Annotated in this window: 25 protein-coding genes; 17 read left to right on the top strand and 8 right to left on the bottom strand. The window is 60.5% G+C overall.

Going from position 1 to position 21,109, the window contains the following annotated elements:
* Positions 1–219: 219 nt before the first annotated feature.
* The 6 genes from astE (at position 220) to C2U37_RS23335 (ending at position 5,582) form a co-directional block, all read left to right on the top strand.
* Entirely contained in the window at positions 220–1,239 is a 1,020-nt protein-coding gene (gene astE / locus C2U37_RS23360) for a succinylglutamate desuccinylase (protein ID WP_104453144.1), read from the top strand.
* Between the two features lie 271 nt (positions 1,240–1,510).
* A complete protein-coding gene (gene pdhA, locus C2U37_RS23355) occupies positions 1,511–2,599 on the top strand; it encodes a pyruvate dehydrogenase (acetyl-transferring) E1 component subunit alpha (protein ID WP_104453143.1) in 1,089 nt (362 codons plus the stop codon).
* On the top strand, positions 2,596–3,582 hold the full coding sequence (locus C2U37_RS23350; RefSeq protein WP_104453142.1) for an alpha-ketoacid dehydrogenase subunit beta: 987 nt from the start codon (positions 2,596–2,598) through the stop codon (positions 3,580–3,582). Before pdhA ends, C2U37_RS23350 begins: the two co-directional genes overlap by 4 nt.
* A gap of 94 nt (positions 3,583–3,676) precedes the next feature.
* On the top strand, positions 3,677–4,777 hold the full coding sequence (locus C2U37_RS23345; RefSeq protein ID WP_104453141.1) for a dihydrolipoamide acetyltransferase family protein: 1,101 nt from the start codon (positions 3,677–3,679) through the stop codon (positions 4,775–4,777).
* Positions 4,778–4,983: 206 nt separating this feature from the next.
* Positions 4,984–5,193: a cold-shock protein gene (locus C2U37_RS23340; RefSeq protein ID WP_005302803.1), complete on the top strand. Its 210-nt coding sequence runs from the start codon at positions 4,984–4,986 to the stop codon at positions 5,191–5,193.
* A gap of 77 nt (positions 5,194–5,270) precedes the next feature.
* On the top strand, positions 5,271–5,582 hold the full coding sequence (locus tag C2U37_RS23335) for a hypothetical protein (RefSeq protein WP_102948633.1): 312 nt from the start codon (positions 5,271–5,273) through the stop codon (positions 5,580–5,582).
* Here C2U37_RS23335 and C2U37_RS23330 read toward each other — a convergent pair.
* Positions 5,569–5,817 carry a TIGR02647 family protein gene (locus C2U37_RS23330; RefSeq protein WP_010675310.1) on the bottom strand — a complete coding sequence of 83 codons (249 nt, stop codon included), beginning with the start codon at positions 5,815–5,817 and terminating at the stop codon, positions 5,569–5,571. The two genes, C2U37_RS23335 and C2U37_RS23330, sit on opposite strands and share 14 nt — an antisense overlap.
* A 246-nt stretch (positions 5,818–6,063) precedes the next feature.
* On the opposite strand from C2U37_RS23330, the gene C2U37_RS23325 reads away from it, so the two are divergent.
* Both C2U37_RS23325 and C2U37_RS23320 read left to right on the top strand, forming a co-directional pair.
* Complete coding sequence (locus C2U37_RS23325) at positions 6,064–6,612, top strand: hypothetical protein (RefSeq protein WP_045524136.1); 549 nt, start codon at positions 6,064–6,066, stop codon at positions 6,610–6,612.
* Between the two features lie 94 nt (positions 6,613–6,706).
* Complete coding sequence (locus C2U37_RS23320; protein WP_010675308.1) at positions 6,707–7,099, top strand: DUF2750 domain-containing protein; 393 nt, start codon at positions 6,707–6,709, stop codon at positions 7,097–7,099.
* A gap of 89 nt (positions 7,100–7,188) precedes the next feature.
* On the opposite strand, the gene C2U37_RS23315 is transcribed toward C2U37_RS23320, so the two are convergent.
* Complete coding sequence (locus C2U37_RS23315; RefSeq protein ID WP_199770549.1) at positions 7,189–8,994, bottom strand: extracellular solute-binding protein; 1,806 nt, start codon at positions 8,992–8,994, stop codon at positions 7,189–7,191.
* Positions 8,995–9,129: 135 nt separating this feature from the next.
* Entirely contained in the window at positions 9,130–10,023 is an 894-nt protein-coding gene (locus C2U37_RS23310) for an EamA family transporter (RefSeq protein WP_010675306.1), read from the bottom strand.
* 186 nt (positions 10,024–10,209) lie between these two features.
* On the opposite strand from C2U37_RS23310, the gene C2U37_RS23305 reads away from it, so the two are divergent.
* Positions 10,210–10,398, top strand: coding sequence for a hypothetical protein (locus C2U37_RS23305; protein WP_102948629.1), 189 nt, complete (start codon positions 10,210–10,212; stop codon positions 10,396–10,398).
* Here the strand turns inward: C2U37_RS23305 and C2U37_RS23300 are convergent.
* On the bottom strand, positions 10,395–11,585 hold the full coding sequence (locus C2U37_RS23300) for an HD-GYP domain-containing protein (RefSeq protein ID WP_103858461.1): 1,191 nt from the start codon (positions 11,583–11,585) through the stop codon (positions 10,395–10,397). The genes C2U37_RS23305 and C2U37_RS23300 overlap by 4 nt on opposite strands.
* Before the next feature lie 172 nt (positions 11,586–11,757).
* Between C2U37_RS23300 and rsuA the strand changes: the two genes are divergently transcribed.
* Positions 11,758–12,450 (top strand): 16S rRNA pseudouridine(516) synthase RsuA, encoded by a 693-nt coding sequence (gene rsuA, locus C2U37_RS23295; RefSeq protein ID WP_104453139.1) that lies wholly within the window; start codon positions 11,758–11,760, stop codon positions 12,448–12,450.
* 97 nt (positions 12,451–12,547) lie between these two features.
* On the opposite strand, the gene C2U37_RS23290 is transcribed toward rsuA, so the two are convergent.
* Entirely contained in the window at positions 12,548–13,450 is a 903-nt protein-coding gene (locus C2U37_RS23290; protein WP_010675302.1) for a DMT family transporter, read from the bottom strand.
* A 290-nt stretch (positions 13,451–13,740) separates the two neighbouring features.
* Between C2U37_RS23290 and C2U37_RS23285 the strand changes: the two genes are divergently transcribed.
* Together C2U37_RS23285 and yfcE are read left to right on the top strand one after the other, a co-directional pair.
* A complete protein-coding gene (locus tag C2U37_RS23285) occupies positions 13,741–15,378 on the top strand; it encodes a peptide ABC transporter substrate-binding protein (protein WP_185367329.1) in 1,638 nt (545 codons plus the stop codon).
* 10 nt (positions 15,379–15,388) lie between these two features.
* Positions 15,389–15,931 carry a phosphodiesterase gene (gene yfcE / locus C2U37_RS23280; RefSeq protein WP_103858464.1) on the top strand — a complete coding sequence of 181 codons (543 nt, stop codon included), beginning with the start codon at positions 15,389–15,391 and terminating at the stop codon, positions 15,929–15,931.
* A gap of 43 nt (positions 15,932–15,974) precedes the next feature.
* Here the strand turns inward: yfcE and C2U37_RS23275 are convergent, their stop codons facing one another.
* From C2U37_RS23275 to flgA, 3 genes are all read right to left on the bottom strand, one after another.
* Positions 15,975–16,391 carry a flagella synthesis protein FlgN gene (locus C2U37_RS23275; RefSeq protein ID WP_162629641.1) on the bottom strand — a complete coding sequence of 139 codons (417 nt, stop codon included), beginning with the start codon at positions 16,389–16,391 and terminating at the stop codon, positions 15,975–15,977.
* On the bottom strand, positions 16,388–16,708 hold the full coding sequence (gene flgM, locus C2U37_RS23270; RefSeq protein ID WP_010675298.1) for a flagellar biosynthesis anti-sigma factor FlgM: 321 nt from the start codon (positions 16,706–16,708) through the stop codon (positions 16,388–16,390). Before flgM ends, C2U37_RS23275 begins: the two co-directional genes overlap by 4 nt.
* A 94-nt stretch (positions 16,709–16,802) precedes the next feature.
* Positions 16,803–17,408 (bottom strand): flagellar basal body P-ring formation chaperone FlgA, encoded by a 606-nt coding sequence (gene flgA / locus C2U37_RS23265; protein WP_039040281.1) that lies wholly within the window; start codon positions 17,406–17,408, stop codon positions 16,803–16,805.
* 237 nt (positions 17,409–17,645) lie between these two features.
* Here flgA and C2U37_RS23260 point away from each other — a divergent pair, with 237 nt between their 5' ends.
* From C2U37_RS23260 to C2U37_RS23240, 5 genes are all read left to right on the top strand, one after another.
* Entirely contained in the window at positions 17,646–18,557 is a 912-nt protein-coding gene (locus tag C2U37_RS23260; RefSeq protein ID WP_010675296.1) for a chemotaxis protein CheV, read from the top strand.
* 17 nt (positions 18,558–18,574) lie between these two features.
* Complete coding sequence (locus C2U37_RS23255) at positions 18,575–19,399, top strand: CheR family methyltransferase (RefSeq protein ID WP_010675295.1); 825 nt, start codon at positions 18,575–18,577, stop codon at positions 19,397–19,399.
* Between the two features lie 61 nt (positions 19,400–19,460).
* Positions 19,461–19,862 carry a flagellar basal body rod protein FlgB gene (flgB, locus tag C2U37_RS23250; RefSeq protein WP_010675294.1) on the top strand — a complete coding sequence of 134 codons (402 nt, stop codon included), beginning with the start codon at positions 19,461–19,463 and terminating at the stop codon, positions 19,860–19,862.
* Positions 19,859–20,278 (top strand): flagellar basal body rod protein FlgC, encoded by a 420-nt coding sequence (gene flgC, locus C2U37_RS23245; protein ID WP_005329775.1) that lies wholly within the window; start codon positions 19,859–19,861, stop codon positions 20,276–20,278. The genes flgB and flgC overlap by 4 nt, the downstream gene beginning before the upstream one ends.
* A 90-nt stretch (positions 20,279–20,368) precedes the next feature.
* The gene (locus tag C2U37_RS23240) at positions 20,369–21,106 is read left to right on the top strand and encodes a flagellar hook assembly protein FlgD (RefSeq protein WP_042017540.1); all 738 of its coding nucleotides are present in this window, start codon (positions 20,369–20,371) and stop codon (positions 21,104–21,106) included.
* Positions 21,107–21,109 lie beyond the last annotated feature (3 nt).

Genomic DNA, 21,109 nt, shown 5'->3' with positions numbered 1-21,109 from the left:
GCCCACCTGTCTGCCGAAGGCATGCTGTCTTCACCTGCCGATACCCGTTCACCGCTTTCCCTCTTCCGTGTTTCCCCCGCTTGATCCTGTTGCATGAGTTGTCACTCATTCTCGCCACTTTTTTATCCTTACTGTTTGAATTTGTTTAAAAACTGATTTTAAGCCCGGTTGCCTTGCGTATAATCCGGCCATGGCATTCCAGACTAAAGGGTGAGACGGATGATTCCCCAGCATGACTTTTTGGCCCTGACGCGCCGCCATGAGTGGCAGCTCGAGCCTTTCGCCTTCAATCTGACCGACGGTACCCGGGTGAGCGTGTGGGATACCGGCGTGATCTGCCTGGAACCCGCTTCCGAGGCGGGGCAACCCGGGCACAAGGACATCGTCCTCTCCTGCGGCATCCACGGCAACGAGACAGCCCCCATCGAGATCTGCAACCAGTTGCTGACCCGGTTGCTCGCAGAGGAGCTCAAGGTTCGTCACCGGGTGCTCTTCCTCTTTGGCAACCCTGCCGCCATGAACCAGGGGGTGAGGGAGGTGGAAGAGAACATGAACCGCCTCTTCTCGGGCGCCCACAGCAAGGGGGAGGGGCTGTGCAACCGGGAGCGCATCCGCGCCATGCGTCTGGAGCAGTATGTGAGTCGCTTCTTTGCCGACTCGGCCAGGCCCCGTTACCACTACGATCTCCATACCGCCATTCGCGGCTCGCGCCACGAGAAGTTTGCCGTCTATCCCTTTCCCCACGAACGCCCCCACTGCAAGGAGCAGGTACGTTTCCTCGGTGCCTGCGGCGTGCGCACCATACTGCTCTCGAGCGGCCCGACCACCACCTTCAGCTATTACAGCTCGCACCAGCACGGCGCCCATGCCTTTACGGTGGAGCTGGGCAAGGTGCGGCCCTTCGGTGAAAACGACATGACCCGCTTCATCGAGGTGCGCCAGACATTGCAGGAGCTGGTGACCCGGGATGAGGTGGCCCTCGAGCCCTGGCGAGCCGATGACTTCACCCTTTTTGCCATAGATCGGGTGATCAACAAGCAGTCGGAGCAGTTCCGCTTCCTGTTTGCCAGCGATGTGGACAACTTCACCGAATTTCCCCAGGGTTTTGTGCTGGCAGAAGATGGGGATCGGCAATACAGGGTAGAGAAACCGCGGGAAGCGGTGGTCTTCCCCAACGCCAACGTGGCCATCGGACAGCGCACCATACTGCTGGTGGTACCCACCCGTTTGTGGGAGTGAATTGACGCCTTTTTGTCATGCTGATCCTGCGCCATGGGCAGTGGCAAGCAGCATGGCGGTGATGGGCGTGATCCCGAACTCGATATGACAGGGAGCCTGAACAGGCTCCCTTCTTTGTTTCTGCTCGCCGAAAATTCCGATTACCTTCGAAAATAAAAGAAGTTTCTACTGGTCTTACCTGGATGAATCTCGTTGCCCTTTGGTTAACATGTTGTTTACATTTTAAATGTCACCTCATGGTGGTGACGCTGACAACGGCAAGGAGCCAGTTATGACCCATGTCGACATCCCCTTCCTTCGTTACCTCGATGAGGAGGGGCGCCCGGTCGCGACACTGCCGACCTGGCTGGACAAGGCGCTGCTGCACACCTTCTACCGCAACATGGTGATGGTGCGCAGTTACGACAAGAAAGCGATAGCACTGCAGCGAACCGGCAAACTCGGCACCTTTCCCTCCCATCTCGGGGCGGAAGCGGTGGGGATCGGGGTCGGGCTCGCCATGCAGCCAGAGGATGTCTATGTGCCCTACTACCGGGACATGCCCACTCTCTACGTGAGGGGCGTGCCCATGGAGCAGAACCTGCAGTATTGGGGCGGCGATGAACGGGGCAGTGTCTTCTACAAGGCCGATGGCGAGTTGTCGGAAGACTTGCCCATCTGCGTTCCCATCGCCACCCAGATCACCCATGCTGCCGGCATCGCGGCCGCCTTCAAGCTGCGCAACCAGCCCAGGGTCGCCGTGGTGACCATCGGCGATGGCGGCACCTCCAAGGGAGACTTTCTCGAGGGGCTCAACTGTGCCGGTGTCTGGCATCTCCCCATGGTGATGATCATCAACAACAACCAGTGGGCCATCTCGGTGCCGCGCAAGTTGCAGTCGAGCGCGCCCACCCTGGCCCAGAAGGGCATAGGGGCCGGGGTGCGCAGCCTCCAAGTGGACGGCAATGACGTGGTGGCGGTCTATGAGGCGACCCGCGCCGCCGTCGAGCGGGCTCGCAGCGGCAAGGGGCCGACGCTCATCGAAGCCGTCAGCTACCGGCTCGGGGATCACACCACCGCCGATGATGCGACTCGCTATCGTGACGGCGCCGAGGTGGAAGCGGCCTGGGCCAGGGAACCGGTCAAGCGGCTGCGCCAGTTCATGTTTGAACGGGGCTGGTGGGACGAGCAGCAGGAACAGGCGCTGCTGGCAGAGGCGGGCCGGGAAGTGGAACGCGCCGTTGCCGCCTATGAGGCCATCACGCCCCAGGCGCCGGAGACCCTGCTCGATTACCAGTTTGCCGAGCTGCCGAAGGCCTATCTTGCCCAGCGCCAGCGCATCATCGCCAAGGGCATGCAGCAGAGCGGGGAGGGACTATGAGCGATATCACGCTGCTCGAAGCGATCAATCTGGCGTTGCACCACGAGATGGCACGCGATCCTGATGTGGTGGTACTGGGGGAGGATGTGGGGGTCAACGGCGGTGTGTTTCGCGCCACTGTGGGGCTTCGCGATAAATTCGGGTTCAAGCGGGTCATCGATACGCCGCTGGCCGAAGGACTCATCGCCGGGGTGGCGGTGGGCATGGCGACCCAGGGGCTCAAACCCGTGGCCGAATTCCAGTTCCAGGGCTTCATCTTCCCGGGCATGGAGCAGATCATCTGCCAGGCGGCACGGATGCGAAACCGGACCCGTGGCCGCATCACCTGTCCCATCGTTTACCGCTCCCCCTACGGCGCCGGCATCCATTCACCCGAGCACCACAGCGAGAGCGTCGAGGCTCTGTTTGCCCATATCCCCGGGCTGCGGGTCGTGATCCCTTCGAGCCCGAAGCGGGCTTACGGCCTGCTGCTGTCGGCCATTCGGGATCCGGATCCCGTGATGTTCTTCGAGCCGGATCGCATCTATCGCTCCATGAAGTCGGATGTGGTGGATGACGGCGTCGGCCTGCCGCTGGATGTCTGCTTCACCCTGCGTCCCGGCCGGGACATCACTGTGGTGGCCTGGGGAGCCTGCATCCAGGAAGTCATGCGGGCGGCGAATCTGCTGGCGGAGCAGGACATCCAGTGCGAGGTGCTGGATCTTGCCACCATCAAACCCCTGGACATGGAGAGCATCCTGACCTCGGTACGCAAGACCGGGAGGCTGCTGGTAGTACACGAAGCCTGTGGCAGTTTCGGGGTGGGTGCCGAAATCGTGTCCCAGGTGACCGAAGAGGCGATGACTGCCCTCAAGGCGCCGCCAAGACGCCTCACCGGCGTGGACGCCGCCGTCCCCTACTATCGCAACGAGGAGTATTACCTCATCACCGAGCAGGAGATCGCGCAGGCGGCTCGGCAACTGATGGAGAACCAGTGGCTATGACGCACGACAGGTACGGATGCGCAAGTGCCAGGGCCACAGGGCTCCATGGTGTCTGTCAATGTTTGGTGATGTCCCAGCAGAGGGAGAGCAGGTCATGAAATTTTTCAAATTGCCGGATCTGGGCGAAGGACTGGCCGAGGCCGAGATCGTCGAGTGGAAGGTGAGCGTCGGTGATACGGTGCAGGTAGATCAGGTACTGCTGTCGGTGGAGACAGCCAAGGCGCTGGTGGATGTGCCCTCACCGGTGGCCGGGGTCATCGCCAGATTGTGCGGGCAGGAGGGGGACATCCTCCACATCGGGGCACCGCTGGTGGAGTTTGAAGGGGGCGAGGATGACGGCACCGTCGTTGGCAAGGTCAGCGCCCATCAGCAGCATATCGAGGATCACTTCGTGGTGGGGGCCATGGCGCCAGGCGGCACGCTGGTGCAAGCCATGCCAGCGGTCCGTCTGCTGGCGCAAAAACTGGGGCTGGACATCGACAAGGTCAAGGGAACCGGCAGCGCTGGCATGGTGACCGAGCAGGATGTGCAACAGGCTTTCGAGGTCCAGCAGGAGAGCGGCAACGAATTCCTGAAAGGCTCGCGCCGGGCCATGGCCAAGGCGATGGAGCTCTCGCACCGGACTGTGGTGCCGGTGAGCATCACCGACGAAGTGGACTTGCGCCACTGGCGCCCGGATGAAGATGTGACGGTGCGCCTCATCAAGGCGATCGGCGTGGCGTGTCGGGCTGAACCCTCCATGAATGCGTGGTTTGACGGAGAGACCCTGTCGCGGCGTCTATTCAGGGAGGTCAATGTGGCCATCGCAGTCGACTCCAAGCATGGGCTCTATGTGCCCGTGATGGAGAACGTGGCAGAGCGGGACCAGGCTGACATACGGCAGGGGCTGGATCGGATGATCGCCGATGTGAAGGCCCGTGCCGTGCCGCGGGAAATGCTGCAGGGGGCAACCATCACCCTCACCAACTTTGGCGCCATCGCAGGCCGTTACGCCAGCCCCATCGTCACACCACCCCAGGTGGCCATCATAGGAGCGGGCAAGTTGTTCGAGAAGGTGGTGTTCATCCACGGCGAGGCGCGCCCGGTGCGTGCACTTCCCCTGTCGATGACGTTTGACCACAGAGCCTGCACCGGTGGAGAGGCGGCTCGCTTCCTCAAAGCCCTGGTTCAGGCACTGGAGTCGGCACAGGTCTAAACCGCTGTACCCCGCCGCTGGCGGGGTACAAATTTGTTTGCGTAATCGACAAAGGCACGTATAATCTCAACCAGCTTGAAAGGGCGATAGTTATGTCAATGAATATGATGTTTTACATCTTTTCCTGTTGTTCATAAGTAATCCCGTTTTTTGAGCTTTACCCGCTGAAAAGCATAAGTAATTATTTTGAATACAGGTTTAAAGATATGTCTAACATGATCACCGGTACCGTTAAGTTTTTCAACGAAACCAAAGGTTTTGGCTTCATCCAGCAAGAAAACGGCCCGGACGTTTTCGTTCACTTCAGCGCCATCCAAGGTAACGGCTTCCGTACCCTGGCTGAAGGTCAGCGCGTACAGTTCTCTGTGACCCAAGGTCAAAAAGGCCCGCAGGCTGAGAACGTGACTGCTCTGTAATTCTTGCAGAATTTAAGAAAGCCGTGGTACCTCTGGTGCCACGGCTTTTTGTTTTCATGGCTTCATCAATACGCGTCATGACCCTGATCTCCTCCCTCTTGCTGACCGTGGCGTTGACCGGTCAGGCCAGCCCGCCAACGCCGGATCCTGCGGTGAATGATGCCGTGTCCGTGTGTCAACAGTTTGTACATGTTCGTCTGGGAAACGCGGTGAAACCCGATGAGATCAGGGTACAGCCGGTGCCAAAACGGGCGGGAGAGTGGCTGGTCGATGGCAAGATAAAAGGACCCGAAGGTCCTTTGCTGTTTGCTTGTCTACTGCGACAAGGAGAGCGCTGGGAGTTGCTCAACTTCTCGCTCTGGGCACCACAACCGCTCAATTCGGCTTGAGTGCGACCAGCAGGTGTTGGAGATGCTCCAGCATGGTCATGCCGAAAGGGGTCAGATAGCCGCCATCTGCTGCGGTGATCAGGCCCTGGCTGTGCAGGCGCGCTGCCGCCTGGCAAAGCGCTTCCGACATGTCGCTGCGCAGCTTGATCCCCAGGCTCATGTTGGCCGGATCAAAACACGCCAGTATTTTCAGCTCATTCACAAAATCGTCAGAAACCTGGTTGATCCCACTCATGGATGCACTCCTTACGCTAAAGATGTATGCAACCTAGCATCCCCGGTGCCTCTTTAGTGGGCGCTGGCTCAAACAATTGGCCTTTATCGGGGCCGCTCTGGTTCAAACGCTGCTTTTTTGGACGCTATCTATCACCGGCCCGGCTGGACGCAAACGCCCCCAGCAAGGCAAACATGCTAGAATGGCACCCTCGTTCACCCTCATGACCAGGCGTGATGCCAGGTCATCTTGTTCAAGGCGCGTCTCATGATCACTGTTACTCTGGTCTCTCTGCTGCACTCTCTGGGTCCCCGTTTTCCTGTTTATGCTCCCTCCTTGCTGCTCCCTCTCCTGGCGCAACATCAAGGAGATCTCTGGCTGCCGGCCATTCGTGGGGAAGACGTGACAACCCTTCGCCAGCATGGCAAGGATGCCCAGAGTCTGGCTACCTTGTCGGCAGGCTGGTGTGAATTCGCGGCCCAGAGCAAAGAGACGCCGGAGCTCGATGCGCTGGCAAGTTACGATGAGGAGATGCTGGACAACCTGCAGATGTACTGGCGCCACCCGAGCAAGATAAACAGCCCGATCACCGATAACCTGTTCGAGCTGCGCCGTGAGGTGGTGGACGAGGCCCATGGCGGCAAGCTGGTTGCTGCCTGGAGTGCCGCCCAGCAAGCACGGCTTGAGCAGATCATGGTGGGGGTCGCTGCGGGGCGGGATCAGCTCTGCTTTGTGGAAGTGGAGTCCGCCTATTGGCTGAGGGAGCGACTGGGTGAGACCGCGGGACTCCGGCTGTTGACCCCCGAGCTGGGGTGAGGCGATGGAAAGACGGATGACCCATTACTCCTGCTGGACAAGGGGTCGGCAAGATGTGAACATGTCGCCTTTTATTGAACGAGAGACTTGACCGATGAGCTATGAACTTAGCGACACCGAGCGCAATGCCGCGCTGCAACTGAACGCCGATTACCGCTTTGATCACTTCATCAGCAAGCTGGTCGAGCACGAAGAGCTGTTTGTCCTGACCGACGAACACGGCGTCATGATGCTGACGACCGAAGAGGAAGATTGCATCCCGGTATGGCCGCATCCCGACTACGCCAAGGCCTGGGCCGAAGGGGAGTGGGCCGAGTGCAAGCCGCAATCCATCACCCTCAAGGTGTGGCTGGATCGCTGGGTGGACGGCATGGAGCAGGATGATCTCTGCGTGGCCGTGTTCCCGACGCCGGATCAGGAAGGCATTGTGCTGGACCCGGCCGACGTCGCTGACGCCATTGCTCAAAAGCAGGCCAAACGCGGCTGAGTGCCCTCTGCCTGGTGCCATCCCGGTTGTAACAAAGACCCCGCCAATGTGCGGGGTCTTCTGTTTTGGGGCCGACGGTGCCAGCTGCCCTATTTTTGCTGGTAGGTGGTATCCGTGATGGTCACCGGCGGGAAGGTCTGCCCCTCTTTGATGGCGGCCCGGGTCTGCGCCTTTGCTGCTTCGTCAATCCAGAGCAGGCCGCCGAAGCTGTAACCCGAGTTGGAGCCGTCGAGGGGCCAGTAGAGCAAGTCGCTCTGGGGGGTTGCCGGCACCTTGGGCAGGCGTACCCAGCGCCAGGCGCCGGCCCGGGTATAGGGCACCTGATAGGCGGGGACGAAGCTGGCGAGCTCATAGAGTCGCTGCTGGATCTGGCGGGAGAGGTCGGCCTTCTTGCCGAAATCGAACGCCTTGTCGTATTGCTCCACCAGGGCCGAGATCCTGTCGTCATCGATGTTCATGATGTTGTTGGTCTGGGGCTTGTTGGCATTGACCCTGTGGAAGTGTTCCCAATAGGCGGGATAGCGACCGCCGCTCCAGGCCATCCAGGCACTCTGGTGTTTTTTCTCCAGCATGGATTTGAAGCCGGCAGACGCATCCATCAGATTGAGCTCGAGGTTGAGCCCCGCCTTTTTCGCCTCTTCCCGCAGCAGGGTGAGGCGCTGGGCATGTTCCGCCGTGGTGTAGGTGATGCTGAGGGAGAGGGGCTGGCCCTTGTCGTTTCGCAAGATGCCATCCGGTCCGGTCTTGGTAAAGCCGGCCTTGGCAAAGAATTCGCGAGCAAGGGCGGGATCGAAGGGGCGCGCCTTGAGGTCGGTATTGGTGAAATCTCCCTGGCCCGAGCCATAGGTGTTGAGACGCTGGTAGTCCCCCCGCAGCAGGGTCGCGATCATCTTGTCCAGGGCGAGGGCGTGCTGGATGCCGAGTCTGACGTCGAGATTGCTCAGCAAGGGATCGGCGGTGTTGAGATAGAGCCCCATGGGGGGCTGAGGCGTCTGGTTGTAGAACCAGAGCCGCTCGATATAGCCCTTCTCGAATTCGGCGGTCTTGCTCTTGTCGTGCCACCAGTTGGGCATCACGAGGGGGAAGGTATCGAGCTCACCGCGCAGGAAGTGCTGCCAGGCGATGTTCTGATCCCTGAGCACCTTGATCTCGATGCGATCCGGATTGAAGCGGTGCTGGAAGTAGCGCTCGTCGTTCCCCCACCAATCCTTGACCCGGTCGAAGGTAACCGACTTGCCCTTCTTGAGCTCGCCAATCTGGTAGGGGCCGGTGACCGGCAGCACCTTCCAGTTGTACTCCTTGACCCAGTTGGCGGTCAGCTTGATGGCGTGGCTGGGCTCCGGGGTGAAGGGGAGGGCTTCGAGCAGATCTTCCCGGCTCTTCTCGGTGCCGCTAGTGATGGCGAGGGTGTGATCGTCAAACTTGGTCACTTCGCTTATCTGGGTGCTGTAGTAGTTGTTGTACCAGGGGTCGTTGATCTCCTTGCTGCGCATCATCTTGAGGGTGAAGACCCAGTCGTCCGCAGTGACGGGCTGGCCGTCCGACCAGCGGGCCTTGGGGTTGATACGAAAATAGAGCGTCTTGTTATCCGCGCCGAAAGCCCACTGATTGGCCAGCATGGGGATGGGGTTGCGCGTCACGGGATGGGTGCTCAGGAGCGGCAGGTTGGTCTCGCGCACGTAGGCTGCAAAGCCGCCGTTGGAATCCGGCCCGTATTTGCGCAAGGTGAGCGGAAAGCTCGACATGAAATCCCGGAAGGTGCCGCCTCGCTTGGCCTCGGGGTCTGCATAGACGGGATCGGTGTCGTTGCTCTCCCATTTGAGGTCTGCCGGCAGGGTGGCACTCCAGACGAATGGGCTCCAGCAGAAGGGGAGCAGCATGGCCGTGACCCGCATGATGCCTGGTAAAGAGGGGATGATCGAAAATGACGGATGACGCATGTCCTTGCTCTCCTGATGATGGCGTCCTGCCGAAATAACGGGGTGGGCCCAAGAGGGCCTGACCCATGATGGGAAGTTTCCCGGGCGAGGTCAATCCTCGGTTTGGGTCTTCAAGAAGCGCATCTTGCCCCCCAGCAGATGCACCACGAAGCCGAGCAGCACCAGACCCGAGCCCAGCCATTGCAGGGGAGTGGGGTGTTCATCAAGCAACAGGGCGGCGGCCACCATGCCGACACAGGGAACCAGCAGGGAGAGGGGGGCAACCTGGGCCACCGGATAGCGCATCAGCAGCCTCCCCCACAGGCCATAACCGAGCCAGGTGGCGATAAACGAGAGATAGAGCACGCACAAGACGCCCTGCCAACGGATGTTGAGCAGGCTGCTTGCGATGAGTTCGGGCCCCTCGAACAACCAGGAGAGCGCGAAGAAGGGCAGGATGGGCACCAGCCCGCCCCAGGCGACCAGGCTCGGCAGAGAGGTGCGATAGCGCAGACCTATCTGGCGATTGATGACGTTGCCGAGGCCCCAGCAGGCGGCTGCGCACAGCGTCAGCACAAACCCGATGAGGGTGAGGTTGCCCTCCCCATGGGTGGCAATGAGATAAAGACCTGCTCCCGCCAGCGGCAGTGCTACCCAGTGGTGGGGCTGCCAGCGCTCTCCCAGCCAGATCATGGCGAACAGCAGGGTGAAGACCACCTGGGATTGCAGCACCAGGGAGGCCATGCCGGCGGGCATGCCGAATTTCATGGCGCAGAACAGGAAGGCAAACTGGCCCAGGCTGATCGCACCGCCATAGGCCAGCAGCCAGCGCCAGGGCATGGCAGGCCTGGGGACCAGCAGAATGGCGGGGAAGACGACGCCGACGAAACGCAGTGCTCCCAGCAGCAGTGGGGGGATGCCTTCCAGCCCCCACTTGATGGCAACGAAGTTGAGTCCCCAGCAGAGAATGACCAGGGCGGCCAGACACTTGTCCTTGGTTTGCATGCGGCATCCTTGTTTGAGCGGCGCCCGCACGGCAGGGCGCCGAAGGGGTCGAGCATACCTGCTACAGGGTGGGCACCGTCAAGGGCGCAGGTGTCTACCTGCACACCGGGCGAGCGCGGGCGGGCTAAGCTAAAAGTGAGCGCCCCGATTGACGGGCTGGCGTCGATGGCTGACCGGAGGTATTCCATGAGCGACCATACCCTGCTGCCCCATGGTGAAGACTTGCGCCGCGCGGTGCGCTGGCTCAGCGAACACCATCAACACGACATCCGGGCCATCGAAGAGGCCTGCCTGCGCTTCGATCTCTCCCCGCTGGATGAGGAGTTCCTGATTCGCCATTGCCGCGAGCAGCCGTCAACAAGCCGGACAGGTTAGACGAAGTTGGCCAGGTTGATGCCAAACTCCTTGGGGTCCACCGTGCTCTCTATGGTCTCTTGAACCCCTTTCTTAGCGAGATCCAGCCACTGCACATCGAGATAGTGTCGACGACCGGCGTGATAGATCACCTTGACCACGGGCTTGAGCGGTTGTTGTTCATTGCGTTGCATTACGACAGCCAAACGTTGGTTGGAGAGCTGCACCAGGGTGCCCACCGGATAGACCCCCATGCACTTGATGAATTTGGTCACCAGGTCGGCATCAAAATGCAGATCAACCCCCTTGAGCAAAATGCGAAACGCCTGGGTAGGCTGCATGCCTTGTTTGTAGACCCTGTCTGCCGTCACCGCATCGTAGACATCGACGATGCCACTCATGCGGGTGTAGAGGGAGAGCTGATCCCCCTTGAGGCGCCGCGGGTAGCCGGTGCCATCGATCCGTTCGTGATGATTGGAAGCGACTTCCAGCATGATGGGGGTGATGCCGGCGGTGGCGGCCAGGATGTCGTGGCTGTGGATGACGTGCTCGCGCATCACCTCCAGCTCCTCATCGGTGAGCTTGCCCGGTTTGTTGAGCACCTCGTCCGGGGTCATGATCTTGCCCACGTCGTGGAGCAGGCCACCGAGGGTCAGCTCCTTGAGCACGCTGCGATCCAGCCCCAGGTAGCGGCCGAAGTTCGCCAGGAGGATGGCGACATTCATGGAGTGCTCCATCAGGTAGGCATCCTTGGCACGGATCCGCGCCAAACAGAGCATGGCATCGCCGTGGGTGAACATGGTATCGACCATCTCTTCGGCCACGGCGGCAAGGGGCGTGATGTCGATGGGCTCACCGGCCTTGAGATGGCGAATGAACTTGCCCTGGAGTTCGCGCGCTTCCTGATAGAGCCGACGGATCTTGAGCTCGCGCCCTTCACCACTGCCGATCTGACGAGAGGAGCCCGCCCCGTTTGTCACCACATCCGCCGGGCTTGCCGTGCCCCCTCCCGGCAGCTTGCTGCGGGCAAGATCCACCCGCACCGTCAGCACGCCGCGCCGGATCAGCGCCTCCACCTGTTGAGGGTTGGTCACCATGCCCGTCTGGGCAATTTCCATGGCGCCGGTCTGGCTGGCAATGGCAATGACATACATGCCAGGTTTCAACTGGCTGACGGGGATGACGGGGTGAGACTTCGTCGGCTTCATGGGTACATCCTGGGCTTATTATTATGTGTGATGTCGGTCTGCTGACGGCAGTCTATCACTGGCACATCATGGCGTCAGGCACCATCTTGAGTCCCTGTCGCTTAGTACTGGTGTTGTCGGGTCTGACCGATATAATGTCGCCCCCAATCATGATGGATTCCGAGGTTTTTGCATGCGGCTCGACAAATTTCTTTGCGATTGCTCCGATTTGACCCGTTCCCAGGCGGGCAAGCTGATCCGTCAGGGGGAAGTGCTGGTAGACGGCGTGCTGGTCAAGCAGCCCGCCTTTCACATCAATGAGCAACACCAGATCGAGTTTGACGGTGTCACCTTGACCCTGAACCTGCAGAATCGCTACTTCATGCTGCACAAGCCGGAAGGATATGTCTGCTCCAACGAGGACCCGGATCACGCCACCGTGTTCCACCTGCTCGACGAGCCGGCCATGGGCAAACTGCACGTGGTGGGACGCCTCGATCTCGATACCACCGGGCTGGTGCTGATCACCGATGACGGCCAGTGGTCCCATCGCATCACGTCGCCCCGGCACGAGTGTGCGAAGACCTACCATGTCTGGCTGGCTGATCCCGTGAGTGAAGAGGCTATCTCGCTCTTTGCCGACGGTATCTACCTGCGCAACGAGAACGACAAGACCCGCCCTGCGGAGCTGGAAATCCTGGACGAGCGGGAAGCACGCCTGACCATCCACGAGGGCAAGTATCACCAGGTGAAGCGGATGTTCGCCGCCATCGGCAACAAGGTGGTCGGGCTGCATCGGGAACGCATTGGCGATCTGGCTCTGGACGATGAGCTGGTACCGGGGGAATACCGGGAGCTGACCGAAGAGGAAGTGGCTCTGTTCTAGGGGCGCGATCGCCTCTCTCCCTGTCCGGCACGGGGGAGTATCGGCGGCTCAGTGCCGCCGATGGGCGTGTTGGTCCTTCCAGCAGGATAGACGGGGCTCAGTTCCCCATTCCCAGCACCAGGGCCGTGCCCAGGGTGGCCAGCAGGGCTCCGGCCCAGGCGGGGAGCGAGGGACGCATCCCCGAGTGCCACCACAGCAAGGGCAGCAGAATGACCGGCGTGGTGGAAGACAAGATGGCCACCATGCCCACATCTCCCTGACGCAGGGCCACCAGGATCAGGGTCATTCCCAGCGTCATCGCCAGAAATCCGTTGATGCCTATCATGCCGAGCACCTGCCGGTTGATGGGGTTGTGCGGCATGGCGAGCGGCAGGCGCAGCGCCCGCAAGACGCAGTGTGCCAAGAGGGCGCTGCCCATGCGCACGCCGGAAGCGCTCACCGCGTCCACGGTGCCGCTCATCATCACCGGCTTGGCGATGATGGCTCCCAGGCTCTGGCACAGGGCTGCGGTGAGGCCAAGGGCTATGCCGACTACGAGGCGGCCGCGCACCTGCTCCCATTCGTTCTGCTGGTTGTCGCCACGACGACCAAACAGGATGGCGAGCATGACCCCGGCCAGGACCAGCAAGGCGCCTGGCAGGCGCCAACCATCGAGCCGCTCGCCAAAGAGCCAGAGCCCAAGCAGGGCGGAGAAGAGGGCGTGGCAGGAGAAGAGCAGACCGCTGCGCCTGGGGCCGAGTCGGTTCATGCAGGCAAAGAGGGCAGTATCGCCGACGAAGATGCCGATGAGGCCGGAGAGGGCCAGCAGGGGAAGGGCGCTCTCGGTGAGGGTCTGCCAGCCTCCCGTCACCAGACTTGCGCTGGCCAGCATCAGGCTGACCAGGAACATCCGCCAGCGGCTGTAGGCAAAGGCCCCCAGATGGCGAGCCGGTTTGACGGAGATGAGGGCGGCGATCGCCCATAAACTGGCGGCAGCCAGCGCCAGCCATTCGTAACCCATAAAGACCCCTGAAACGGTAGACGACAACCGGACTTGCAGGCGACACATCGCCCCGGGGCGATTGCCAAGGGGGCAGGGGAGTGCGCCTTCTGGCGATTGCGCCCACCCGTGGCGGCCGTGTCGTCATAAAACCTTGAAAAAAATAGCCCGAAAGACTCCCTCTATCGGGCAGGCCCGATACAATACGGGTCGTCTTCGGGGATAACAAGCGCGGCATGATGCATTCGGTTCCAGGCGCGCCGCCGGCCTTCCCCCCATTGCAGTCAAAAGAATTGAACGAGGTTGATGTCATGTTTTACCGTTTCGCCGCCAGGCCAGCCCGCCGCTGGCTCTCTCCCTTGCTGTTCGGGTTGATGGCGGTGCCGCCGCTTCAGGCCACTACCGTGGTGCAGCAGCCCGTGCTGTCGGACAGGCAGACCCTGGTCAAGGGCAATGGCGCCGAACCCGAGTCCCTCGATCCGGCCCTGATCCGCTCCGGTTTCCCGGGGGAGGTGGTGCTGGTGGACCTGTTCGAGGGGCTGGTGAGCGAGGATGGTCAGGGCAAGATAGTGCCCGCCCAGGCCCAGCGCTGGGAGACCAGCGAGGATGGGCTGGTGTGGCGCTTCTTCCTGCGCCCCCAGCTCAAATGGTCCAACGGCGAGCCCCTCACCGCCCGGGATTTCGTCTACGCCTGGCGGCGGCTGCTGAACCCGGCGCAGGCTTCCCCCTCCGCCGGCCTGCTGCTGGCGACCGGCATCAACAATGCCCAGTCCATCTATGCCGGGGCGCTCGACCTCGATGCCCTGGGGGTGGAGGCAGAAAGCGACCAGATCCTGAAAGTGACCCTGGAGCGCCCCGTTCCCTATTTCCTGCAACTGGTCAGCCAGCGCCCCTTCGTGCCGGTCAACGAGCGGGTCATCGCCCAGTTTGGCAAGCAGTGGACCCAGCCAGGCAAGATGGTGAGCAATGGCCCCTACAAGCTGGCGAGCTGGGTGGTGAACGAGCGCATCGAAGCCGAACGCAACCCCCAGTACTGGGATGACGCCCATACCCGGATCCAGCGGGTGACCTACCTGCCGCTCGCTTCCCAGCATGGGGAGCGGCTGCGTTACGAAGCGGGGGAGATCCAGCTCACCAACAAGGTGGCGCTGGAGTACTACCAGAAGACCATGCAGGAGGCACCGGAGCGGATCTGGGGTCTGCCGCTGCTTGGCACCTATCTTTACACCTTCAATCTCAATCGCCCCGAGTTGCAGGATGTGCGGGTGCGCCAGGCGCTCTCCATGGCCATCGATCGCCACCTGCTGACCGAGAAGGTGAGCGGCCAGGGGGAGCGCTCTGCCTGGTCACTGCTGCCCGCCATGCCGGGTTATGACGAGCTGGATATCCCCCTCTCCCGGGAAGACCAGCCGACCCGGTTGGCCCGGGCCGCCGCACTGTTGGCCCAGGCGGGCTACAACAGCGCCCATCCCCTCAGGCTGACGCTGACCTACAACACGTCGGAGAACCACAAGAAGCTGGCCCTGGCGGTGGCGGCCATGTGGAAACCGCTGGGGGTCGAGGTCTCCCTCAACAACATGGAGTGGAATGCCTATCAGGTGGCCAAGGACAGTGGAGATTTCATGCTGGCTCGTTCATTTTTGTTTGGTGATTATGTCGAGCCGTCGTCCATGCTTGGCAGTTTCCGCTGCCAGGATCCCCAGAACGAGAGCGGCTACTGCAACCCCGCCTTCGATGGTCTGCTGCAGCAGGCCGCCGAGACCCTGGATGCCAACGCCCGGTCCGGGATCTATCATCAGGCCGAGCAACTGCTGATGGAGGAGGTGCCCGTCATCCCCGTCTATCACTACAACCAGATGCGACTGGTGGACCCGGCACTGCGCGGCTTGCCGAGCCGCAACCTCAAGGGCGCCATCGCCACCAAGGATCTCTATTTCAGCCAGCCATGAGGAGTGTGGAATGAAGATTGCCATTGTCTCGGATCTGCACGGCAGTCTGACTGCCCTCGAGCAGGTGCTGGCGCAACTCGCTCCCTGGCAGCCTGATCACTATCTGCTGCTCGGGGATCTGCTCAATCACGGGCCGCGCAATCCGGTGCCGGCGGGGTATGATCCTGCCGCCGTGGCGGCAAGGCTCAACGAGCTGGCCCCCCGCATCATGGCGGTGCGTGGCAATTGCGATTCGGAGGTGGACCAGATGCTGCTCCACTTCCCCATCACGGCGCCCTACAACCAGCTGCTGGTGGATGGGCGGCGCTGGTTTGTCAGCCACGGTCATCTCTATGAGCCCGGCAACGTGCCCCTGCCAGCAGGGAGCCTGTTCATCAGCGGTCATACCCATGTGCCTGTGCTGCGCCAGGAGGGAGAGATTTTCCTGATGAACCCGGGGTCTATCTGTTTTCCAAGGGGCGAGTGGGTGGCCAGTTATGGGCGCTATGACGACGGCTGCATGAGCATCCATGCCTGCAAGGATGGAGAAACCCTGATGCAGCTGGTGCTCTGATGAGGGGCTGGCAAGGAGAGGAAATCAGAAGGGGGAGAGGAGATCAGGCCTTGATCCCGAAAGAGCGGGTGCCCGAGCGGGTATTACCTTTGGCGTCATAGGTCAGGGAGCTGCTGTCTCTGAGCTTGCTGAGGAAGCTGGCGAGACGGCGATTGGAGACAATGCTGAGTTCGAGCAGACGTCCGTTGAGGTTGTTCTGCTCCTGACAGGCTTCCAGCTTGGCTTGAAGGGCCTGCAATTGGGTCGGGAAGGCGCGCAGCTGTTGCTGCAGGTCGGGTAGCTTCGCCAGAGTCTTGTCCAGCGTCTCGATGGCCACCAGCAGTTGCTGCTTGCGATCGGCGAGTGCCGGCAAGGCAAGGGCCCGGTGAGCCTTGAGGAGGTCGAACTCCTCTGCCAGCAAGCCTTGCATCTGGGAGAGGTTGTCGTCCTGAGCGCGCAGCAGCGAAGGGAGGTCCATCATCCCAACCGTTTATCCAGATCGGCTTCGAAGCTGAACATCTTTCTGGCCACGGCTTCGCTGTTGACCTTGTACTCCCCACTGGCCACGGCCTTCTTCAGGCTCTCGACGCGGCTCTCGTTACCGGTGGAGGCGGTGTTGAGGGTCTTCTGCATCTGTTGCAATTGCTGCGCCTCACTGGTCAAGGAGACAGAGTCGCTCTTGACGGTCGTCGCACGGCTGCTCTCGCTGGAGGTCGCCGACTTGGTGGCCACACCTTGGCTGCTGCCGCTGTTTTGCAGGCGGTTGTTAGCCAAGTTGTTGATATTGTTGATAGCCATAAGGTTTACCTTCGTCTGCTTTGCTGTCCGCTTACCTGTGTATCGGTGACGGCGGTCAGAACTTTAGAAAAAAATTGCGCAGTGCATTCATGTGTCAGAATGTCACGACCACGGAGCCCACTGCACTGACCTGGCCTTGCACCGTTCTGCCCGAGCGCGTGTTGACAAGCCGGATCATGTCTCCGAAGCTGCCATCTTGCAAGGCGCGGGCCATGGTTTTGATCTGCATGCTGCTGTTTTCGGCGCTCAGGGTGACCTGGTCCCCCTTGCAGACCACGCATACCTGGGTGAGCCTGATTGGCTGACCCGGTTTGAGCTCACGCTTGCTGCGTACCCCGATGAGGGCGGTCGGGTCGGTAAGGTAGTCTCCACGGATCAGGGTCTGGTCCTGGTATGCCAGGGTCAGCATGGGTTCACTCAGAATGTCTCCCTTGGCAACCGGGACGGCGACGGTGACATAGGGTTTCTGGATGCTGACCCGGACCGGTAGATAGAGATCCCAGGATTTCTCTCCCTCGCACTTGAGGTAGACGGTGGTGTTGCGACGGATCTCCATCCTGGCGGGGAGGGAAATGGTGAGGGCATCTTCGCAGCGCGTGAGGGGGAGGCGCTCGTCAATGGTACCGGCCTTGACGTCGGCCTGTGCATCGAGGGGAATATCGAGCTGGTCGAGCACGAACGCCTGTGCCTGTTCTTGCAGATAGTCGGTGACCTCGGACGCCATGGCGTGAGACAGACTGCAAAACGGCAGTAAGATAAGGAAAAGTCTACTAATCATTTTTGCTTACCGGTCGATAAGTTATTCACGTATACCACCGTAGTTAACTATGCTTGCTCCAGAATTATTCGGTTGTTGAAACAACGATGATCTGATGCAAGCCAATGTGCATGCATAATGACATGCACGATCAGTGCCAAGCATTTTTAGGGAGTGTTTATGGCGAGTATTCTGGACTCGGTCAACCAGCGAACCCAGCTAGTGGGACAAAACAGGCTGGAGCTGCTGTTGTTTCGTCTCAATGGACGTCAAAGATTTGGCATCAACGTATTCAAGGTACGCGAGGTGCTGCAGTGTCCCCCTCTGACCGTCATGCCCAAGCTCAACTCCTGCATTCGCGGCGTGGCACATATCCGTGGCCAGACCATCTCGGTGATCGATCTCAGCATGGCGATGGGCAAGCGCCCCATCCAGGACCTCTCCAAGTGCTTCATCATCATCTCCGAGTACAACCGCTCCATTCAGGGGTTCCTGGTCCACTCGGTCGAGCGCATCATCAACATGAACTGGGAGTCCATCCTGCCGCCACCCAAAGGGGCCGGTCGCATCAACTACATGACGGCGGTGACCGAGGTAGATGGTGAGCTGGTGGAGATCCTGGACGTGGAGCGCATTCTCAACGAGATCTCGCCGGTCTCCACCGAGGTGTCCACCGAACTGGTGGAAGCAAGCGTGGAGCGCAATCCTCACGGGCGTCCCGTGCTGGTTGCGGACGACTCTTCGGTGGCGCGCAAGCAGGTTCAACGGGCACTGGAGGCTATCGGGGTGCAGTGCGTGCTGGCCAAGGATGGACGGGAAGCGCTCAACATGTTGCTGGAGATGTCCAAGAACGGTCCCATCAAGGATCAGATAGCCCTGGTCATTTCGGACATCGAGATGCCGGAGATGGACGGTTATACCTTCACCGCCGAGATCCGCAACAATCCCAACCTCAAGGATTTGCATGTTATCCTGCACACTTCCCTCAGTGGGGTGTTCAATCAGGCCATGGTGCAGAAAGTCGGAGCGAACAATTTCATTGCCAAATTCCAGCCGGATGAATTGGCCAAGGCCGTACAAGGCGCTCTCTAATCAAGAAGAACAACTGCATGAAGACACTTTCGGACGACTTATACAGGCAATTCAGCAATTTTCTGGCGCAACAGAGCGGCATAGTGCTGGGTGACAACAAACAGTATCTGGTCAAGAGCCGCCTGTCGCCCTTGATGACTCAGTTTGGTATCGAGAGTCTGTCTGATCTGGTCACCCGGGCGATGAGCGTGCGCGAGCGGGAGCTCAAGATGGCGGTGGTCGATGCCATGACCACCAACGAGACCCTGTGGTTTCGCGATACCTATCCGTTCCAGCTGCTGAGCGACAAGATTTTCCCGGAGCTTGGTAAGAGCGGTCGTCCCATCAAGATATGGTCTGCCGCCTCTTCATCCGGGCAGGAACCCTACTCCATCGCCATGACGGCGCTGGAGCAGCAAGTCAAGCGGCCGGGTACCTTGCCGGGCGGGGTGCAGATAGTGGGGACCGATATCTCCAGCACCATGCTCAACCAGTGCAAGGAGGGGGTCTACGACAGCCTGGCGCTGGCTCGCGGGCTCTCCCCCGAGCGCAAGCGACTCTTTTTCGAACCCTGTGGCGACAACAAGATGCGGGTGGTGGAGCGTGTCAGAAAATTGACCAGCTTCCGTCCCCTCAACCTGCTGGAGAGCTACAGCCTGCTCGGCAAGTTTGACATCATCTTCTGCCGCAACGTGCTCATCTACTTTGCGCCCGAAGTGAAATCCAAGATCCTCAACCAGTTCGCCAGCAGCCTCAATCCTGGCGGCTACCTGATGCTGGGGGCCTCCGAGTCTCTGGCCGGCCTCACCGACAAGTTCGAGATGATCCGCTGCAACCCCGGCATCGTCTACAAGGTCAAATAACCCCGCTCAATACCCTCTTGGCACACCTCTTGCTAAATATTCATGAAGCAGGAGGTGTGCTATGGCAATTTCATTCGACAAGGCATTCGGTGTTCATCAGTACACGCTGAGCGTGCGCGCCAAGCGTGCCGAGGTGTTGTCCAGCAACATCGCCAATGCGGACACGCCGGGCTTCAAGGCCCGTGACATCGACTTCTCACAGGCGTTGCAGGATGCCCAGGGCCAGCAAGGGTTCGGGCTCAGCACCACCAGCGAGAAGCACTTCGCCTTGCAGATGGATACCCCGGGCACGACCCAGTACCGCAATCCCCTGCAACCGGATACCGGTGACGGTAACACGGTGGACGTGCAGCAGGAGCGCAGCGAGTTCCTGCGCAACAGCCTCGAATACCAGGCCTCCCTTGAATTCATGAACAGCAAGATAAGCGGCCTGCTCAAGGCACTGAAAGGAGAGCAAGGATGAGTTTGTTCAAGGTCTTTGACATTGCAGGCTCTGCCATGAGCGCGCAGTCCGTTCGCCTCAACACGGTGGCGAGCAACATGGCCAACGCTGACAGTGTCAGCTCCAGCGTGGAAAAAACTTACCACGCCAGGCGGCCAGTCTTTGCCGCCCAGCTGGATCAGGCCATGTCCGACAAGCAGGCCTCGGTCGGGGTGGATGTGAAGGGCATCGTCGAGAGTGATGCGCCCCTGCTCAAGGAGTACAACCCGAATCACCCCATGGCGGACAAGGATGGCTTCATCTTCAAGCCGAACGTCAACATGGTGGAAGAGATGGCGGACATGATAGCGGCGTCGCGCAGCTACCAGACCAACGTCCAGGTGGCCGACGCGGCCAAGAAAATGTTGCAGCAGACCCTGGGTCTGGGCAAGTCCTGACAGAGGTGAACCCGGATGAGAGTGACCCGTGATCGCCTGCCAGGCGGCAACAATCGGCCCAATGGGCACGCCCTAGAGGGGGGAGCATAAGTGGCAGATACCTATGACAGCCTGCTGGGTGTCAACCGGACGACGTCGGCCCAGACCAGTACGGCCAACACCAGTACCCAGAAAAAGGAGCTGGATCAGGAGTCCTTCCTGAAGCTGCTGACCATGCAGCTCTCCTATCAGGATCCGTTCAAACCGGTGGACAACGCCCAGATGCTTTCCCAGATGACCTCGATGTCGACGTCTCAGGGGATCAGCAGTCTCTCCACCCAGATGGAGAGCCTCAACAGCCTGATGACCTCCAGCCAGGCGCTGCAGGCCTCCGCGCTGGTGGGGCAGAACGTGCTGATCCCGTCCAACACGGGTTACGTGGAGAAGGGGGGCACCCTCACGGGGGTCATCGCCACCGGCGATGGCGGCAGCAACATCAAGGTGACGGTGAAGGACGAGAGCGGCCAGGTCATCCGAGAGTTCGCCATCGAAGGGAGCCACAAGGGGAACGTGGCCTTCGAATGGGATGGCAAGGACAAGTCCGGCAACGAGGCCAAGAGCGGCAAGTATTCGATAGAGGCGCATGCCACCGTCGACGGCAAGTCGGAGAGCGTCCCCGCCCTGACTTACGCCAAGGTGGAGAGCGTCACCCTGGGAACGAGCACCAACCCCAGCACCCTCAAACTCAAGGGACTGGGTGGCATCTACCTGACCGATGTATTGGAAATTGGCGCGACGACCGGCAAGACCACCACCCAGTCGGCTTCGTCCTCTAACGCAGTGATCTAAGGA

This window comes from Aeromonas sp. ASNIH1, assembly GCF_002934285.1.
GTDB classification, from domain to species: Bacteria; Pseudomonadota; Gammaproteobacteria; order Enterobacterales; family Aeromonadaceae; genus Aeromonas; species Aeromonas caviae.
Note: the sequence above shows the minus strand (reverse complement) of the source record. Positions and strands in the feature narration are given on the sequence as shown.

What these genes read in the sequence shown, in the direction of transcription:
- astE (WP_104453144.1), top strand. Translation starts at nt 220, where the DNA reads ATGATTCCCCAGCATGACTTTTTGGCCCTGACGCGCCGCCATGAGTGG.
- pdhA (WP_104453143.1), top strand. Translation starts at nt 1,511, where the DNA reads ATGACCCATGTCGACATCCCCTTCCTTCGTTACCTCGATGAGGAGGGG.
- C2U37_RS23350 (WP_104453142.1), top strand. Translation starts at nt 2,596, where the DNA reads ATGAGCGATATCACGCTGCTCGAAGCGATCAATCTGGCGTTGCACCAC.
- C2U37_RS23345 (WP_104453141.1), top strand. Translation starts at nt 3,677, where the DNA reads ATGAAATTTTTCAAATTGCCGGATCTGGGCGAAGGACTGGCCGAGGCC.
- C2U37_RS23340 (WP_005302803.1), top strand. Translation starts at nt 4,984, where the DNA reads ATGTCTAACATGATCACCGGTACCGTTAAGTTTTTCAACGAAACCAAA.
- C2U37_RS23335 (WP_102948633.1), top strand. Translation starts at nt 5,271, where the DNA reads ATGACCCTGATCTCCTCCCTCTTGCTGACCGTGGCGTTGACCGGTCAG.
- C2U37_RS23330 (WP_010675310.1), bottom strand. Translation starts at nt 5,817, where the DNA reads ATGAGTGGGATCAACCAGGTTTCTGACGATTTTGTGAATGAGCTGAAA.
- C2U37_RS23325 (WP_045524136.1), top strand. Translation starts at nt 6,064, where the DNA reads ATGATCACTGTTACTCTGGTCTCTCTGCTGCACTCTCTGGGTCCCCGT.
- C2U37_RS23320 (WP_010675308.1), top strand. Translation starts at nt 6,707, where the DNA reads ATGAGCTATGAACTTAGCGACACCGAGCGCAATGCCGCGCTGCAACTG.
- C2U37_RS23315 (WP_199770549.1), bottom strand. Translation starts at nt 8,994, where the DNA reads ATGCGGGTCACGGCCATGCTGCTCCCCTTCTGCTGGAGCCCATTCGTC.
- C2U37_RS23310 (WP_010675306.1), bottom strand. Translation starts at nt 10,023, where the DNA reads ATGCAAACCAAGGACAAGTGTCTGGCCGCCCTGGTCATTCTCTGCTGG.
- C2U37_RS23305 (WP_102948629.1), top strand. Translation starts at nt 10,210, where the DNA reads ATGAGCGACCATACCCTGCTGCCCCATGGTGAAGACTTGCGCCGCGCG.
- C2U37_RS23300 (WP_103858461.1), bottom strand. Translation starts at nt 11,585, where the DNA reads ATGAAGCCGACGAAGTCTCACCCCGTCATCCCCGTCAGCCAGTTGAAA.
- rsuA (WP_104453139.1), top strand. Translation starts at nt 11,758, where the DNA reads ATGCGGCTCGACAAATTTCTTTGCGATTGCTCCGATTTGACCCGTTCC.
- C2U37_RS23290 (WP_010675302.1), bottom strand. Translation starts at nt 13,450, where the DNA reads ATGGGTTACGAATGGCTGGCGCTGGCTGCCGCCAGTTTATGGGCGATC.
- C2U37_RS23285 (WP_185367329.1), top strand. Translation starts at nt 13,741, where the DNA reads ATGTTTTACCGTTTCGCCGCCAGGCCAGCCCGCCGCTGGCTCTCTCCC.
- yfcE (WP_103858464.1), top strand. Translation starts at nt 15,389, where the DNA reads ATGAAGATTGCCATTGTCTCGGATCTGCACGGCAGTCTGACTGCCCTC.
- C2U37_RS23275 (WP_162629641.1), bottom strand. Translation starts at nt 16,391, where the DNA reads ATGATGGACCTCCCTTCGCTGCTGCGCGCTCAGGACGACAACCTCTCC.
- flgM (WP_010675298.1), bottom strand. Translation starts at nt 16,708, where the DNA reads ATGGCTATCAACAATATCAACAACTTGGCTAACAACCGCCTGCAAAAC.
- C2U37_RS23260 (WP_010675296.1), top strand. Translation starts at nt 17,646, where the DNA reads ATGGCGAGTATTCTGGACTCGGTCAACCAGCGAACCCAGCTAGTGGGA.
- C2U37_RS23255 (WP_010675295.1), top strand. Translation starts at nt 18,575, where the DNA reads ATGAAGACACTTTCGGACGACTTATACAGGCAATTCAGCAATTTTCTG.
- flgB (WP_010675294.1), top strand. Translation starts at nt 19,461, where the DNA reads ATGGCAATTTCATTCGACAAGGCATTCGGTGTTCATCAGTACACGCTG.
- flgC (WP_005329775.1), top strand. Translation starts at nt 19,859, where the DNA reads ATGAGTTTGTTCAAGGTCTTTGACATTGCAGGCTCTGCCATGAGCGCG.